The following is a 15,343-nucleotide window of genomic DNA, read 5'->3' as shown; positions in this document are numbered from 1 at the left end:
ATGGAAACCGACTTCGAGCAGGTGATCGCTGATCCCCTTCGTCTCAAGCGCAAGCTGCGCATCGGAGAGGACGCCTATAAGCTTCTTCGGACCCGCAAGACGCTGAACTCACTTTGGGAGACCGGCGGCGCAGGCTGGACCGGCGTCGGCGTCGCCAAATCGACATGGGTCGCGAGTTCGTTCTTCGCGCCCGCGGCTTCCACAGGCGTAATGGGATGGCTTGGTCTGGCCGCTCCCGCCGCCGCCGTCACGCCGATCGGATGGGTAGTGGTCGCCGGCTTGGTTGCGGGCGGTAGCTACTACGGCGTCACGCGATGGCTCGCGAGTGGCACCGATCACTTCGTCGACACCATCCCGACTTTCATCAACACGCCGATCGACTTGCTCGGAGCAGGACTGTTCGACCTGACGGCCCCGCTGGCTATGCAGGTGGCCCGCGCTGACGGTTTTATCCACGACGCCGAACGCGAGACGATCACCGAGCACTTCGTGCGAGATTGGGGTTTCGATCCAGCTTACGTGGCTGCGGGTTTGCGGCTGATCGAAAGTCAAACGGACGCCGGACGGGTGACCGGGCTAGCCAAGGCTTTGGCGGAATTCCAGCGAGCGAGCCCCGACTGCAACCCGCGCGCCATGCAAGACGAGTTGATGCAGTTTCTGAGGGAAGTGATCGAAGCCGACGGCGTCATCAATCCGCGTGAGGAGCGGGCGTTGACGGCGATAGACGCGGTCTTCAAGTCAGAACGCGCTGTGATCTCGCGAGAGACCTCTCGTCGAGCACGGTCGATGGCCATTGGCGTCCGAGACACAATCGAGAAAAAAGCCGCGTCGGCGGGTGCCGCAGTCGTGGACGCGACAAAAGCGGCGGGATCGTCGTTGGAGGTAGCGGCAACCGCGGTGCGTACCACCGCCGAAGAGATGGCGAAGCGCTCCGCCGCCGTCGCCGACCGGATCAAGCAAAGTCGGCATCAGGGCTAGACCGTCCTCAGACGACCGGATTGCGTGTTATCTCGGGTCGCGAACCTGTGGCCGTTGGCTGAGCCCGGAACGCGAACAGACGGCGGCGCGCGGCAACATCGCCGAACCTGCCTTTTCGCACTCCTGGAACAGGCGAATGAGGTTTCCTTTGAACACGAGTGGCACACGAGCGGGGTTCGGCGTGCGAGCCGAGCGCGTCAGTCCCTAATCGCGGCCGCCAAGACAGATGAACCTCTTTCTCCCCGAGAGCGTGCTACACAACCGGCTAAAGGGGGGCCGGCGGCTATCTTTTCGCGCGGCTCTCGTACGATGCCTCTCGCGCCGCAGAGGTGATGGCTTCCGGCCGGTTCCATTCCGGATCGTGTCGCTGCATCATCGCCTTTTTGAGCGCCCCGATAATCTTGATGTTTTCTGGCGATCGATCCATCGTGATGACGTAGGCGTCCAGTTCTGCACTGCGTTGCCTCAATGTCTTGAGGCCCCACCCTTTATCTCCGGACGAGTTCTTTACATAAGATCTCGCCAAACCACCACTTAGCCCTGACCCACGCTTGTTTGCGGCAGCCGCTATATAGAAAAATTTACTACCTCGCGTCGCAGCCCAGAGTCCGACTTTATGGCGAAGTTTCCGTTGGGGGGCTACGAACCCTTGCGGAACGAGCTTCCACTCGTCGTCCCACTTCGCGATCGACAAGCCATTGACTTCCGTAACTGGATCCGCCGCAAGCTTCTTGCGTTTCATAAGTATGCGTTCCCAGCTTTTCAGTCGCGCCAACCATACGATGAATGACCGCGACAGGTTCAAAAAAAATAGGCGAGGGAATTACCCCACCCGCCCACCGACCGAAGCCAGCGAGCGGGTGGGGAGAGAGATCAGGCCGGTTGGGCTTGCTTGGCTGCGCCCGCCTCGACTGCGGCGAGCAGTGTGGTCGAGTTAAGGTGCGAATACCTCTGCGAGCTCTGCACGGAGGCGTGACCAAGCACTTTGCCAACCGCAAACAGGTCTACTCCCGCGGCTACGAGGAAGGAGGCGCAGGCGTGCCGACAGTCATGGAGGCGGAAGCCCGGCAACCCCGCCGCGTCCCTAGCGGTCTGCCATGCGTGCTTGATCGACACGAAGGGCTGCCGCGTTTCCGGGTTAGGCACTAGCCACGGACACCCCTCGAACCGCCGCAGCGACGCGATGGTATCCAACGCGGCGCCCGACAGCGGGACGTGGCGGGGCTTGCCTGTCTTGCTGGTCGGGATCAGCCAGAGACGCCGCTCAACATCGACGTTCTCCCATCGGGCATCCAGCAGCTCCCGGAGGCGGCAGCCTGTGTTCAACAGCAGGTCGACGATTGGGCCGAGTTGCGTGTTGTTAGACGCGGCCGCTGCTGATCTTAGCCGGGAGGCCTCTTCGGCGGTGAGGAAGCGTTCACGGGCATTATTTAGCGGCTTGCTCTGCACCCCGCGGACAGGGTTCTTGTCGCAGCCCGCGATGCCCCACCGCAGGCCGAGTTCGAACGAACGACCGAAGATCGCCTTGATTTTGATAACCGTCGCAGGGGCCAAACCTTCGTCGCTTTTGGCCGCAAGCCATTGAGCAACCGCACGACCGTCTATGTCGGTCAGCCGGACCTTGCCCCAACGCGGGATGATGTGTCGCCGGACGTACATTTCGGTCGTGTCGAACGATTTCTGATACAGCTTGGCATCGGCGAGATGCATCGCGGACAATTCCGCGTAGAGCGGAACAGCCTTGATCGCGGCCTTGGCCGCGGCGGGATCTCCGCCGAGCGTCACTTCGGAGCGCAGCTGTCGAGCCTTGCGTCGGACCTGGTCGAACGTGGCGTCCTCCCACTTCGCGAGCTTGACCTGACACTGGCGTCCGTGTGCGTTCTCAAACCTCAGGTACCAGCTGCGGCCGCCAGACGAGCGAACCTCAAGGACCAGCCCTATGCATGTGGTTCCGTCGTCGTAGTAGTCGACTTTCTTGCGGCCATCCTCGCACCGCGCGGCCGCGGCGAAGGCGGCAGACAACTTTGCCTTGGGCATTCTGAATTTCCTTTTAAAAGCGCGATAACGCGGAGCCGCTGAAGGCGTCCGGGGTCGGCGGGGGTTGGGATCCACGGGTGCGCGGGTCGGCGCTGTGGCGTTCGGCGAAACGGCCGCACGGTGAGATAGGGCTGCGCGGCCGGGAGTGCCGACGTCAGGCCAGCAGGTGATAGTGTCCCGTTTCGCTCTTCGACCAGCGATGTCGAGCGGGGTCGGATCCTGCACCGTATTTCAAGATCGCCGCGACGTGGCTCGTTTTGAACCCGAGGCGGGCCATAACCTCACAGATGGCTTTGATCGTGTCGACGCGTTCGCCGATGCAAACCGTTATCGCGACGATGGCCTGATCGTTTTTATTAGTGCCACTGTCGGCAACAAGCCGTCGCAACCGCTCGAACAGATTGACCGACTTAGGCTTAATTTTGATGTGGGCGGCCGAAGCCTTGCCGTTTTGATTCTGCATGATGAAATCCTTGCGTTGAGTGCGTTGGCCATCCCCGCGCGGACACGATGCCGGACGGTGTCTAGAGGCGGCCAAACGGGGGTGCGGGCCAAGTTGGCCGAGAGTTTTGCTGGTATTCGTTGTCGTTCGCCCATGCGAAGGACGACGGAGACGCAGATGGGGGGTGGGGCGGCAGCGACGCGAACTTCTGTCGGCCACGTCGTCGGCGCCGGATCGCTCATCGAATTTACCGATCTCCTACCCCTCCCCCCACTGCCTCCCCCCTTTTCAGGTTTTCAGTTCAATCAAATTTATCGAATGGCTTCTTTTGAGGCTGTTCATTTAAAGCATCGGACGATGGGTCAGGACGTAACGGGACGCGCCATTTATCCCGACCGTTGATGCGCTTCGGCTCGCCGAACCACTCGCGCAGGAACGACGCACATTCCTTCGCTTGTGGGTTGGTTGGGTGGTCGAAGCCGGCCGCCTCCAGCACCTCACTCGCCGTCATAGGCTTGCTGGCGCTGGTATCAGTTACGTCCGGATCGATGACCGTTACGAGACGATCACGTATAAGGCTAAAGCTACGATGCAGGCTGTTCTGCCGTTCGAGCAGTACCTCTTGATCGCCGGTCAGCCACCACGTCTCGCCGTGCTCCAGGAGCACCGCGCACTGGGCGAAGACCTGTTGCATGTCGATGTCGTGCTGATGGTCTATGTGCTCGCAGGCGATGGTCCAGAACCGGGCGTTGCCGGTGGAATCTACGAGAAAATCCGCAGCGTTGACGGTCGCGTAGAACACCGTTCGTCGTTGCGTCTCGACGGCGGCCTTGCCGTAGGGCCGACGAATCTTATCGGTCCCGTTGGTCAAAAACCCCTTCAGCCGCGAGATGTCGCGTTTCAGCGAACTCTCCAGTTCGCCGACCTCGACGATCAGATGGTCGATCGCGCCGAGCTGGCTGTCCTTGTTGCCAGCATCCAGGTGGTGATCGACCTTGATCAGCTGCTTAGCGAGCCGTTGGTCGCTGATGAGTTTCAGGCCCCAGCTGGTTTTGCCGATGCCCTGCGAGCCCTGCAGGGTAAGCACACCCCTGCAACGGAACCCGTCCGGCATTATGGCCGCCGCCGTCACGCTGAGTATCCACTTGCGCATAAGCAGGTCGCGGAGTGCGAGCGGATAGCCCTCGCGCGGAGTGATCGTTCCGCAGAACGCCGGGAGGCGATCCACGCGGTCCCACGGTCGGCCGTTGATCCAGTCGGCGGCGGGATTGAACGAGTTCTCATCTCCGATTGCGTCAACGATCGGCGGGACGAGTCCCGTGGGCATGCCGTACTGACTGGCGAGGCTCAAGATATGCGTCATCGACACGGCGTCGTTGTTCTCGGTCGTACCGAAAATCCACGGCACCGTTATCTCCGTGCGCTTCCGGATGATGTTGTAACGGACGGTCACGCCGTTGGCGTCGAGCATGTGTCGCACGTTGGCGATCGTGCTGGGCGGACCGTCTGAGCGCCGCGCCGGTTGATCCGGGAACGACGCTATATCCAGGTCTAGCGGACGCGATGATTTCGCCCCCGGTGACCTATTCACCTTGAGGTTAGATATTGATTTCACTGCTGCTTCCTATGGTTGCGGCTTCAAAGAGCAGATCGCCCGCGGCGATCAGAGCGCGCTGCACGCGCGGAGGGCATGGTCGGCCAGCGACCGCCGACCCTGAAAGGTCGACGGCGCTATATGCGGGTGACTACGCGATCAATGGGACGTAGGTGTCGTCGCAGAGCCGTGTCCAAAGATGGTATTGGGCGTTTATGCCGTCGTAGGCATCGAGCAACGTCTTGATGGTTTCTAAGTCGAACTTCGAGCCGCGGGTCGCCAGATAACTGGATATCTCGTTAGGATCATCCATGCCGCGGCCCAAAAGGGAAAGCATGATCGCGAGGGTGATTGCGAGGCCCGCGTGCTCAAGATCGAGCTGTATTTCAGGTTCACAGCGTAGTGCTTCTCGGACGCATTGCGACTCGAAACGAATACCCTGTATAAAATTATGCATAAAGTAACATCCTGGCTCTGTCGGTCACTGACCGAACGTTAGTTAGAGCGCACCGGTCATTAACCGACGACTTGGGCGGATGCCTTGAAGATTCGGCTGATTGATTAGCCGAACGGTGGGTAGCTGGGCGCTGCAACCTCGCTTGTCAACGCCGTTGCATCAATTTTCAGTACCGACCGCTACTTAACAGGCGGCGACATAACACCGGCACAGGTGGCGCAGTTCGGGGATCAGACCGTCTGTATCTTGGATCAGCAGTACGTAGGCAAACGTGCTCCCGAACGAGGCCGACATCTCGTACCAGCCGCCGTGGTCCACCAGCCAGTCAATCCCGCCGATATGGTAGCCAGCCTCGCCGTAACGTATGCCGTCGAACGGTTCGACCAAGGGACTGAATCCGACGTGTCGAACGATATCGGCCTCAGTGTCGCCGGGTTCGACGACGAGATACTCCGTCCAGTCGATCAGGTCCTCTCCCAGCGCCAGGATGCGGTCCTTGAGCAACCGCCTGAGTTTCGGGTCGAGATCGAGCGTCAACGCGTCCGCCATCGTGGCGCGGTCGTATAAATGCAGCATGAGAAACCTTTCGGGCATAAAAAATGCGCCCGAGGCGGAATTGCCTGGACGCTTGCGGTCGGTTGGTGATGCGATGAGGTCAGACGGCGGCGCACCGGCGTAGCAGCAGCGTGATGTTAGGATCGACTGTGATCGTGTCGGGCACGAGCAACACAACCGCGAACCCGTCATCATTCAGGATCATGACTGCTTCCAAGAAGCCGTTCTGTCGTTTGACGTATTCGAACAGAGGCTCGAAGTCCGGATCGCCCAAGCGCCGACCGTCGATCGGATTAATACTGAGCGCCACGCCTGCTTCCGTCTCCACCGCCGCGAGGGTGTCGCCGTTGCGCACGACGATGAAGTGGACGAGGTCGCCCAGGTCTTCGTCCCCGTCACTGATCAGCTGATCGCGGCGAAGCGTCAGAAGCGCGCGAAGATGCGGTTCCAAACAGCCGTTGAGGACCCGCGCGAGATCGGCGGAACTGCGAATTGAAATCATGGTGAGGCTCCAGAAATGCAAAAAGCCCCTCGGCTTTCGCCAAGGGGCTTCAGAGGTTGATGATGCCACCGGTTGCCCGGCGGTTTAGATTGAGATCAACGTCCTTCTATGACCTCTTCCGGCCTTCGGGATCGATCCCATTGCTGGGACGGTTGGTTCAGGTAGGTTTTCGGCTCCCAGGGGAAGGACACGGCGACCCGCACATTGGTCATGCCGGCCGCTTTCAAAGGTTGGAGCGCCAGATTGGTCACCACCGTCCGCGCGTTCTCACGAGCCTTCGTCATATTCTTCGGGTCGTACGCAAACGCGCGCGACTTCGCCTCCGCCCTGACCGAAACTTGCCGAGCCATGGCGAGCGCGGCCTCGCGCGATATGAATGATCCGTGCTGGCGTATGATAGCCGCCCCCTCATCTATGTTCGGCTTGGCGACTGTGACGTCGGGCATGTCGATGGTCAGCGTGCCGTTCCTGGCGTTCCAGTGATAAGCCTCCTTCCCCATACGATCGAGATTGATGAAATAATCCACCGTGACGGGGAAGAGCGACTCCTGCGTCGGCGTGAATATCCGGCCCTTAAATTCCGCCTTCGCAACGACCGTACCTTTAATGACGCCGACCTTGACCGCCGCCGCCTTCTCGAACTTGGCCCCGACCATGCGGGCCGCCTCCAGTCCCAGATCGAGTTCGGCCTTGGCAGTTTTTGCCTCCGCCGCCTTGCGAGCGGACCACAGGTAGTAGCCGACCGCGCAGAGAGAGATGAGCGCAAAGAAGATAAAGGCCTTACTGTTGCTCTGCCTCCTCGCTGGGAAGGCGGCCCGCTTGTTATTTCGCCTATTGGCCTGCATTGCCGCCTCCCCGGTGCCTGCGCCGGATCATCCACGGATTGTTGAGCAAAACAATCACTTCCATTTCGCGGCGGCGAAAGCACGGCAGGCCGTGCGGGCCTTGATGATGTTACGGCCGCTCGAGACGCGGATGGTCTGCTCGTTGATCGGCTCGATCTCACGACCGCGGGTTTTGGCTTCGTCGTAGGCGCGGGCCGTTACGAGCGATCGGCAAGCCACCAGCAGCGCGCTCGCCTCGGGAACGAACTGGTAGCGGGAATAACGAACCTCGACACTGAACCCGCCGGCGAGGTCCTTGACGGTGAAGTGGGCGTTCTTGTCGGCAACCTCGGTGAGAGGACGGGACACGTCCGCTGGATGGGTGCAGGCGGCAAGCGCCAAGGCCGTGACGGCAATGAGATACTTCATGGTGTGCTCCTTTGAGAGGCCCTTCGTCGGGCGTGGTGAGACACCAGCCGCCGGTGAGATTACCGACGGTTGGAGGCAAAGCTAGAAGAAGTGGGACTCATAGTCCGTGGTCCGATCGACCACATATCGGCTCAGGCTGGCGGATGGACGTCCGGCATCGACTGGCTGCGAATATGAAGCGGCTGCGCAAGGAGCGTGGTTGGTCGCAGGAGACTCTGGCCGATGAAGCAGGCCTCGATCGGACCTATGTCAGTGGCATAGAACGGGTTGTACGGAACCCTACAGTCTCAGTGCTAGAGCGGATCGGCTTCGCGCTAGATTGCCAATTGGGAGATCTGCTCGATTAGCCTGCCAAACTACAGCCTGTTAAGGCTGCCATCAAAAGGACAGCCATATGCCGACAGATATGTTTAATAAGCCTGCCGATGCAGGTGAAATGACCACGGAGGAATTAGAGATTGCGCAGTGGCGTATCGACGTGACCGACGAAGGCCTTAAAAAGATTGACGAGATTTATGGGGAATATTGGTCTGATCAAGCAGACAAAAAGCGCTTCGGTAAGATTTTCAAAAAGGCAGTTACTACCGGACGACTCAAACGGGTGGAGCTGTACGTGGAAAATGGTCGAGAAGTTCTCGCTAGTGATCGACAGCTTCAGTACGTAGTCGGATAATTTAATTTTGGCGCGAACGCGCGCCATCATCGGAAGCTGAAGGGGATGTCGCAGGCGCGGTTGGCGGTCGATGCGGGTTATGGAACGCGGCTACGTGCGCGATCTCGAACACGGCACTAGGAACCCGTCTGTGCGATCACTGGGGCGACTGGCGACGCGCTTGGGATCGAACCTAAGCTGCTGCCGGAACGACAGTAATGTTGCCGTTCCTGTATAAGATGCCCCATCCTCCGCGTTCTCAGAATGCGCTTCCGATCCTGGAACGTGGTCCTGCTCTCATTGTGCGTGTATCGGCGGCCTTGCCCTGCTGAGGATGTAGGCAAATACGGCGGAAGCCCGCATCTCGACCTCGCTCGGGGTATAGCTTTGAGGAAGGCCCGTTCGGTCGTCGTAGAGAAAGTCGGTGATCGCAATCCGGACCGTGTCGCGTGTGGCTTGCTTCCCGGCAAAGCCTTGGATGACGTCGAGCTGCTGCTTCAGAATTTCAAAAAGGCCCACGGCGACCCGCTTGAGCTTCGCGATATCGCCCTTGTCCAAGTCGGGCTTCAGCAATAGGTCAAAAAGAGCGAGAGTCTCTTCGTCGAGCCCCTCGCGCATTGCTCGACGCTGTTCATCATCGAGTTCCGCCGCAAGCACCAGCAAAGCGGCGAAGACGCGTTCGATCTGCACTGCATCCTTCTGGCTGTTATAATCCGCCACTAGTTCTTCGAAATGCTTCTGGAAATCTGTGCGCAACGGGTTCTGGCGTAGCATCATTTCCAGCTTAGTCTGAATTGCGTTTTTCAGGCTCTGAACGGTGGTATTTTTGCGCGGACTGCGCTCGAATTCCTTTTTTAGCTTTTCGAAGTCTATCTTGCTTATATCATAAAGACGATCGTCTTGGTCGTAGGCATCAATGCTCGTTTCGATGCTCGCATTCACAACAGCGTGCAACTCGCGCATGATGTCGGAAATGTCCGCCTTCGCTACATCATCTTCCACACTGTTGTAGATGACCTTGATCGCTGCAAAGCGTTGCCGATAGGCGTTCACGGCGCGGAAGTTCACGCATGCCTTGAATTTCTTGAAGACCTCGCGCGCCATAATCTGGAAGCGTTTGCGGCTTTCGTCATTCTCGTTGACTACTTCCTTTGCGTCGATGATCGCCCTGTTCCGCTCGAAGCCAGTCTTTTCCAAGATATCGAGCAACCGGAAATCGCGCGCCGCGAGAAAACCGTCTACCGCGTCGATCGCCTCTTCCAGATCGGCCAGCAGTTCTTCGGGCGGGCGCACCGGATCGATTTCGGGCGGCGGATCGCCCGAATTGCCCAGCCCGCCGCCGGGCGTCCCGGCATAGGTCGCCAGCGCCTTGCGCAGATTCTTCAATATCCCGCAATAATCGACGATCAGGCCATTGTTCTTGCCCGCGTGCACCCGGTTCGCACGCGCGATCGCCTGCATCAGCGTGTGCGCTTTCAGCGGCTTGTCGAGATACAGGGTCGATAGGCTCGGCACGTCGAAGCCGGTCAGCCACATCGCGCACACAATGGCGATGCGGAAGGGATGATCCTCTTTCTTGAACGCCGATTCCAGATCCAGGCGCTTGCCATCATCGGTCTCGAAACCGTTCTTGATCAGCGCGCGGTGCGGGTTGATGTCGAGGCCCCATTTGCGGAACCGATCGACCTCGCCCTGTTCCTCAGACACCACAACCGCCGCCTTGGTTGCGCGCACCCAGGCCAGTTGCCGCTGCCGATCCGCCAAATCCTGCTCGTCGGTCGCCTGCGCCAATTCCTTCTTAAGGCTGGCGATCCGCGCATCCCAATGCTTGGCGATCAGCGCGTGCATGCGGACGCACGTTACCTTATCGATGCACACCAGCATCGCTTTGCCGGACTCCCAGCCGGTCGTGTAATGCTCGACGAAGTCCGCCGCTACCGTCTCCAGCCGGGTCTCTGCCGTGATGATGTGATATTCGCGCTTCAGCTCTTTTTCGAGCCGCTCGGTCACACTGGGATCGTCCAACTCCAGTTCTTCGAGCTTGGCCGCGATCTTCTCGTTCAGGTCGTTCGTCGCGATGCCAAGCTTGTCGCCGCGCGCGTCATAATAGAGCGGCACCGTGGCGTTATCTTCCACCGCCCGCTGGAAATCATAGGTGGAGATATAATCGCCGAACGTCTGCTTTGTCGTCTCGTCGCCGGTCATTAGCGGCGTGCCGGTGAAGCCCAGGAAGCTGGCGTTGGGCAGAGCGTTGCGCATGTTGAGCGACAGCAGACCATTCTGGGTCCGGTGCGCTTCGTCCGTGATGACGATGATGTCGTCGCGATCCGAATAGGGATCGTCCGGGTTCACGTCCAGATTGAAACGATGGATCAGCGTGAAGACATAGGGCTTCTGCACCGCCAACAAAGCTTTCAGCTCCGCGCCCGTCCCGGCCCGCACCTGCGCCTTGTCGTTATTGACCAGCCCGCACCCGGCAAAGGTGCCGTAAATCTGCCCGTCCAGGTCGATGCGATCGGTGACGACCAGAAAGGTGAAGTTCGCCCCGATTTTGCGGTGCACCTTCTGCGTCAGGAAGGCGATGGAATAGCTCTTGCCCGACCCCTGCGTGTGCCAGAACACCCCCAGCTTGCCGTCGCGCGCCTTGCGATCGCGCACCGCCGCGATGGCGCGGTTGACGCCCAGAAACTGGTGATTGCGCGCGACGATCTTGACCATCCGTTCGCCGCCATCATCGAACAGGATGAAGTTTTCCAGCAGGTCGATGAAATTGCCCTTGGCGCACACACCCTTCAGCATCGTTTCCAGATGGACGACGCCTGGCTCATCCTCCTCCAGCCGCTTCCAGTCGTTGAAATGCTCGTATTTGCTGGAAAGCGAGCCGATCTTCGCTTCGTGACCGTTGGTCAGGATGATGAAGGCATTGTGGTGGAACAGGTGCGGGATCGTGTCCTTATAATCGGACAGATTCTGTTCATAGGCGTGGCGGATGTCCTTGTGGACCGCCTTGCACTCGACGAACAGCAGCGGCAGGCCGTTGACGAAGCCGATGATGTCGGCGCGGCGGCGATACAGGTCGCCCTTGATCCACAATTCGCGCACGCAAAAGAAATGGTTGTTTTCGGGCGTGTCGAAATCGATCAGGCGCAGCCGCTGCTTGACCAGCGCACCCTTCGCATCGCGAAAGCTGGCGAGCACGCCGTCCTTGATCAGCGCATAGGCATCGCGGTTGATCGCCAGCAAGCTGGAGCCGAGCGGCACATCGGTAATCTGGCGCAGCGCGTCCTTATAGGCTGCATCCGGCAGGCCGGGGTTCAGCCGGATCAGCGCCTCGCCCAGATGGCGGGTCAGTATGACATCGTTTTCGGACGCGCGCCCCAACGAACCTTCCGCGCCCAGCGTTTCGGTGTTGAACGCAAACACGCTGTCCCAGTCAAGCGCGTCGGCTAGATAGTCGGCCATGGTCGCCTGAACCAGCGTGTCTTCGTTCAATGCGGTCATACCGCGATGGCTCCGCTCATTAGCTTGGGGAGGAGGAGGTCGCGAACTCTGGCAGTTTGTTTGTTTTGCCTGGCCAGGTTGTCGATCAATTTAAAAATGTGCTGCGCGGTTTCGTCAAATGTTTCCAATAGTCGTACGCTTGGCAAGAGGACTGGCGCCGCATGAGCCACCTTTCGATCCAAGGTCGGCACCGAAGCTCCGCCGTTGAACTTCTCCAAACCCATCTCAGAAAGCAGGAAATACGCGAACCATGCGCTCGCTCGCTTAAACTCTCGCACCCACAGTGCGGTATTTAGTGGCCAGCAAGGGATGGAGACGAAACGGACTTGCCCAAGTGATCCAGACCGGCCTGTGATCAGCATTGGAGCGTCAACCTTCGCTACGTCATGAAAACCCACAATGCCGGTCGATCCATAAACCGGCGCGGCGCCTTCATTTCGATCGGACACAGGCAGGTCAAAACCACGTTGAAGGGTTAGCACGTCACCAAGTGGAAGCCGCTCCCACCCCTCCGGCACACCGTCGATAATTTTGACATGTTCATGACCGGGGAAGCGGAAGCGGACGAACCATTCCTTGTAAAGCTGCCGCGCGACCTCCTCCAACAAGGCAATCCGCTGCCGGTTATTCTCGATCAGATCATCATAGGCGGAGAGAATGGCGGCGATGCGCTGTTGTGTTTTGAATGGCGGAAGCGGGACCGGAAGCCTTTTTATCAACCCCAAATTAAGCAACGGCACTGCTCCGCCATTATTTTGAGACTCTATGTAAGAAACCATTTTCCGCGAAGACAACCAAAAATATACAAAAAGAGGGTCAGCTATATCTTGATTTAACCGGGCGCGTATTTGCTTATTTGAGATTATATACCTATCAAATCTGCAGTTCTTTGGTATAATTCCTACTTGCCCGATCGACCCCGCAGCAGTAAAAATAATATCGTTCTCTAATGCAATACAATTAGGAAATTGACTGGCTTTCGATTCCGTCAAAAAAACGAACCCATTATCTCGGAATTTTTCACTTCCTTTGGTTAAGTTATTTCCTCGAATGACAGGGACACCCTTATTAACAAAGAAACGCGAACCTATGTTCGACCCAAAAGGCCCAGAAACCAATGACCCCTTTACTGGAAGGATCAGGTCCGAAAGTTTTGTCTGATTCCAATTCACAGTCCAAGCCCTGCAAGATTTCCCTGAATCTGTGCTGCCAACACTGCCGCTTCCGCATTCAGCCCGGCCAGCTCGATATGGATATCGCGCATCACGCCTTCGAAATCAAAATCCTCATCCTCTTCTTCCGGGGCCACACCGACATAGCGACCCGGCGTCAGCGACCAATCATTCGCCGCCAGTTCGGCATGATCCACCAGCTTGACCAGCCCCGGCACCGCGACCAGTTCCGCGTCGGGAAAGCGGCTCAGCAGCCAACGTGCCTGCCGATGGAAATAGCGCACTAACTTGAGCTGATCGACGGCATCGATCCGCGCTTCCTCCAGCACCTTGACCGGACTAGCCCTGCCGCGCTTGCCGCCCGCATCGCGGTGCGCCTTTTCTGCCAGTTTGAAGAGCTGATCTATCTGCTTGATCAGATCGCGGCTGGCCTCCGCCAACGGCTCCAGATCGTCATGGGCTTCGTGCAGCAGGCGCGCGGTAACGATGCCGTCGCTCCAGTCATCGCCCAGCGTTGTGGTCGTCAGCACATGCGCGTCCCAATCCGCCTGGAATACCGCGCGGGCATCGGTGAGCGGTTCCGGCCCGCCATCCTCCAGCGTCTCGATCAGCGCATCGAGCGCTTCGAGGAACGGCTTCATCGCTGCCTCGCAAGCCCGCGCCTCCGCCATCGCCCTGTCGAGATAGACGGCAACCAGATTGCGGAACCGCGCTTCCTGTCCGCGATACAGCCAGAAAATGGCGGTCAGATTCTGCAATTGTTCGGGCGAGAAATCGAAGACCTTGCGCGTCACCTTACGGAACACCTGCCGCGCGTCGAGCATCAGCACTTTGTCGGCACGTTCCGGGGCCTTGGCCTTGTCGAACATCCACAATTCGCACGGCACGCTGCGGGTGTAGAAGAAATTGCCCCGAAGCGCGATCATCGCATCGACATCGCCGGTCTGGATCAGCTTTTGCCGAACCTTGGCCTCTTCGCCGCCCGCACTCGACGCCTGCGACGACATAACGAATCCCGCACGGCCTTTGTCTGACAGATAGCTGTAGAAATAGCTGATCCACAGGTAGTTGCCGTTGGAGACTTTTTTGCCCTTGTTCACGCCGGGCAGGCCGAACGGCAGGCGCGGGTCCTTCCTAATCTTTTCCGCGTCCACTTCGTCAACGTTGAACGGAGGATTTGCCATCACGAAATCGGCCTTTCCGACCAGTTCGTGCGCGTCGGTGTAATAGGTAATGCCGGGTTCGATCCGCCCTTCCAGCCCGTGAACGGCAAGGTTCATCTTGGCCAGCCGGATAGTCGTTGCGTTCTTTTCCTGACCATAGAAGGTGGCGACCTTGGTCGGGTCTTGCTGCATCTTCTCGATAAAATGCGCGCTCTGCACGAACATGCCGCCCGAGCCGCAGGCGGGATCGAGCACGCTGCCATGATCCGGCTCGATCGCGTTGACGATCATCTGAACGATCGACGGGGGCGTGAAAAACTCGCCGCCGTCGTGTGCGCTCTGATCGGCAAATTGCGTCAGAAAATATTCGTAGATGCGCCCGAACACGTCGCCCTTGGCAGTTTGCAGCGCGGGATCGTTGAAGATGCGCAGCACGTCGCCGAGCACGTCGTTCTCAAGCGTCTGATACTCATTCTTGGGCAGGACGCCCCCGAGCGCCGGATAGTCGCGCTCGACCGCCTCCATCGCCGCGATGATTGCCGCCGCACGGTCCGCACCGTCGGGCAGGCTGGCGAGATGATCGAACTGCGCTTCGGGTTGCAGGAAGATCGCGCCCCGGCTTGTGAAGTCTTCCTTAGTCAGCGGACGAGTCACGCCGCCCCGACTGGGCAAGCCCGCTTCGATCTGAGGCTTGACGGCTAGATAGCGGCTATAGGCATGCCGCAGAAAGATCAGACCCATGACCGGCAGGAAATATTCGTTGCTGGCGAAATCGCTGTTTGCGCGCAATTGGTCCGCCGCCGTCCACAGGCGCTTTTCGAGTGCTTCGATGTCGTTGAAACTCATTATGCTGGCCAGCCTCCCGTAATGCCGTTGAGGTCTAGGGAGGACTAACCATTGCTACAAGGCGTGACGCCTATGCCTTTGCCCCCATGCTCCGAGTTGGCGCCCAATGATTGGATCAGACACGGGTACGGCCTGGGTCGATCCAGCCTCCCTACCCAAGGCGCTCCGAGCGGGATCTAAACGGCTACTCA

Annotated in this window: 15 protein-coding genes; 3 read left to right on the top strand and 12 right to left on the bottom strand. The window is 59.0% G+C overall.

Translation table 11 applies throughout. The features are described 5' to 3' along the window. Positions 1-978 (top strand): tellurite resistance TerB family protein, encoded by a 978-nt coding sequence (locus ASE72_RS09720; protein ID WP_056020209.1) that lies wholly within the window; start codon positions 1-3, stop codon positions 976-978. Between the two features lie 283 nt (positions 979-1,261). Here the strand turns inward: ASE72_RS09720 and ASE72_RS20225 are convergent, their stop codons facing one another. The 9 genes from ASE72_RS20225 to ASE72_RS09680 all read right to left on the bottom strand — a co-directional run bounded on the left by ASE72_RS20225 (position 1,262) and on the right by ASE72_RS09680 (position 7,818). Beyond that, positions 1,262-1,720 (bottom strand): hypothetical protein, encoded by a 459-nt coding sequence (locus ASE72_RS20225; protein WP_156350350.1) that lies wholly within the window; start codon positions 1,718-1,720, stop codon positions 1,262-1,264. Between the two features lie 131 nt (positions 1,721-1,851). After that, a complete protein-coding gene (locus ASE72_RS09715; RefSeq protein WP_056020206.1) occupies positions 1,852-3,015 on the bottom strand; it encodes a site-specific integrase in 1,164 nt (387 codons plus the stop codon). A gap of 154 nt (positions 3,016-3,169) precedes the next feature. After that, positions 3,170-3,478, bottom strand: coding sequence for a hypothetical protein (locus ASE72_RS09710; protein ID WP_056020203.1), 309 nt, complete (start codon positions 3,476-3,478; stop codon positions 3,170-3,172). Positions 3,479-3,758: 280 nt separating this feature from the next. After that, positions 3,759-4,928 (bottom strand): VapE domain-containing protein, encoded by a 1,170-nt coding sequence (locus ASE72_RS09705; protein WP_056020198.1) that lies wholly within the window; start codon positions 4,926-4,928, stop codon positions 3,759-3,761. Between the two features lie 274 nt (positions 4,929-5,202). Beyond that, positions 5,203-5,508 carry a hypothetical protein gene (locus ASE72_RS09700; RefSeq protein WP_056020195.1) on the bottom strand — a complete coding sequence of 102 codons (306 nt, stop codon included), beginning with the start codon at positions 5,506-5,508 and terminating at the stop codon, positions 5,203-5,205. 183 nt (positions 5,509-5,691) lie between these two features. Then, positions 5,692-6,102, bottom strand: a complete 411-nt coding sequence (locus ASE72_RS09695; protein ID WP_056020192.1) for a hypothetical protein — start codon at positions 6,100-6,102, stop codon at positions 5,692-5,694. Positions 6,103-6,163: 61 nt separating this feature from the next. Then, a complete protein-coding gene (locus tag ASE72_RS09690; RefSeq protein WP_156350348.1) occupies positions 6,164-6,565 on the bottom strand; it encodes a hypothetical protein in 402 nt (133 codons plus the stop codon). A 95-nt stretch (positions 6,566-6,660) separates the two neighbouring features. Next, positions 6,661-7,410, bottom strand: coding sequence for a DUF4230 domain-containing protein (locus tag ASE72_RS09685; RefSeq protein WP_056020188.1), 750 nt, complete (start codon positions 7,408-7,410; stop codon positions 6,661-6,663). A gap of 54 nt (positions 7,411-7,464) precedes the next feature. Further along, a complete protein-coding gene (locus ASE72_RS09680; RefSeq protein ID WP_056020184.1) occupies positions 7,465-7,818 on the bottom strand; it encodes a hypothetical protein in 354 nt (117 codons plus the stop codon). A gap of 143 nt (positions 7,819-7,961) precedes the next feature. Here ASE72_RS09680 and ASE72_RS19660 point away from each other — a divergent pair, with 143 nt between their 5' ends. Beyond that, positions 7,962-8,165, top strand: coding sequence for a helix-turn-helix domain-containing protein (locus ASE72_RS19660; RefSeq protein ID WP_082445929.1), 204 nt, complete (start codon positions 7,962-7,964; stop codon positions 8,163-8,165). A 47-nt stretch (positions 8,166-8,212) separates the two neighbouring features. Continuing rightward, positions 8,213-8,491, top strand: coding sequence for a hypothetical protein (locus ASE72_RS20220; RefSeq protein ID WP_156350346.1), 279 nt, complete (start codon positions 8,213-8,215; stop codon positions 8,489-8,491). A gap of 276 nt (positions 8,492-8,767) precedes the next feature. On the opposite strand, the gene ASE72_RS09670 is transcribed toward ASE72_RS20220, so the two are convergent. From ASE72_RS09670 to ASE72_RS09660, 3 genes are read right to left on the bottom strand one after another with little or no spacing between them, the layout of a single operon-like run. Then, positions 8,768-11,971, bottom strand: a complete 3,204-nt coding sequence (locus ASE72_RS09670; RefSeq protein WP_056020178.1) for a type I restriction endonuclease subunit R — start codon at positions 11,969-11,971, stop codon at positions 8,768-8,770. Further along, positions 11,968-13,143: a restriction endonuclease subunit S gene (locus ASE72_RS09665; RefSeq protein ID WP_156350344.1), complete on the bottom strand. Its 1,176-nt coding sequence runs from the start codon at positions 13,141-13,143 to the stop codon at positions 11,968-11,970. Before ASE72_RS09665 ends, ASE72_RS09670 begins: the two co-directional genes overlap by 4 nt. Then, positions 13,140-15,152 (bottom strand): class I SAM-dependent DNA methyltransferase, encoded by a 2,013-nt coding sequence (locus ASE72_RS09660; protein ID WP_056020173.1) that lies wholly within the window; start codon positions 15,150-15,152, stop codon positions 13,140-13,142. Before ASE72_RS09660 ends, ASE72_RS09665 begins: the two co-directional genes overlap by 4 nt. Between the last annotated feature and the right edge of the window lie 191 nt (positions 15,153-15,343).

Origin of the sequence: Sphingomonas sp. Leaf20 (assembly GCF_001421535.1) — a bacterium.
Classification (GTDB): Bacteria; Pseudomonadota; Alphaproteobacteria; order Sphingomonadales; family Sphingomonadaceae; genus Sphingomonas.
Note: the sequence above shows the minus strand (reverse complement) of the source record. Positions and strands in the feature narration are given on the sequence as shown.

Bases quoted from the DNA above. Each gene is read 5' to 3' on its own strand.
- ASE72_RS09720 (WP_056020209.1), top strand. From the start codon at position 1: ATGGAAACCGACTTCGAGCAGGTGATCGCTGATCCCCTTCGTCTCAAG.
- ASE72_RS20225 (WP_156350350.1), bottom strand. From the start codon at position 1,720: ATGAAACGCAAGAAGCTTGCGGCGGATCCAGTTACGGAAGTCAATGGC.
- ASE72_RS09715 (WP_056020206.1), bottom strand. From the start codon at position 3,015: ATGCCCAAGGCAAAGTTGTCTGCCGCCTTCGCCGCGGCCGCGCGGTGC.
- ASE72_RS09710 (WP_056020203.1), bottom strand. From the start codon at position 3,478: ATGCAGAATCAAAACGGCAAGGCTTCGGCCGCCCACATCAAAATTAAG.
- ASE72_RS09705 (WP_056020198.1), bottom strand. From the start codon at position 4,928: ATGCTCGACGCCAACGGCGTGACCGTCCGTTACAACATCATCCGGAAG.
- ASE72_RS09700 (WP_056020195.1), bottom strand. From the start codon at position 5,508: ATGCATAATTTTATACAGGGTATTCGTTTCGAGTCGCAATGCGTCCGA.
- ASE72_RS09695 (WP_056020192.1), bottom strand. From the start codon at position 6,102: ATGCCCGAAAGGTTTCTCATGCTGCATTTATACGACCGCGCCACGATG.
- ASE72_RS09690 (WP_156350348.1), bottom strand. From the start codon at position 6,565: ATGATTTCAATTCGCAGTTCCGCCGATCTCGCGCGGGTCCTCAACGGC.
- ASE72_RS09685 (WP_056020188.1), bottom strand. From the start codon at position 7,410: ATGCAGGCCAATAGGCGAAATAACAAGCGGGCCGCCTTCCCAGCGAGG.
- ASE72_RS09680 (WP_056020184.1), bottom strand. From the start codon at position 7,818: ATGAAGTATCTCATTGCCGTCACGGCCTTGGCGCTTGCCGCCTGCACC.
- ASE72_RS19660 (WP_082445929.1), top strand. From the start codon at position 7,962: ATGGACGTCCGGCATCGACTGGCTGCGAATATGAAGCGGCTGCGCAAG.
- ASE72_RS20220 (WP_156350346.1), top strand. From the start codon at position 8,213: ATGCCGACAGATATGTTTAATAAGCCTGCCGATGCAGGTGAAATGACC.
- ASE72_RS09670 (WP_056020178.1), bottom strand. From the start codon at position 11,971: ATGACCGCATTGAACGAAGACACGCTGGTTCAGGCGACCATGGCCGAC.
- ASE72_RS09660 (WP_056020173.1), bottom strand. From the start codon at position 15,152: ATGAGTTTCAACGACATCGAAGCACTCGAAAAGCGCCTGTGGACGGCG.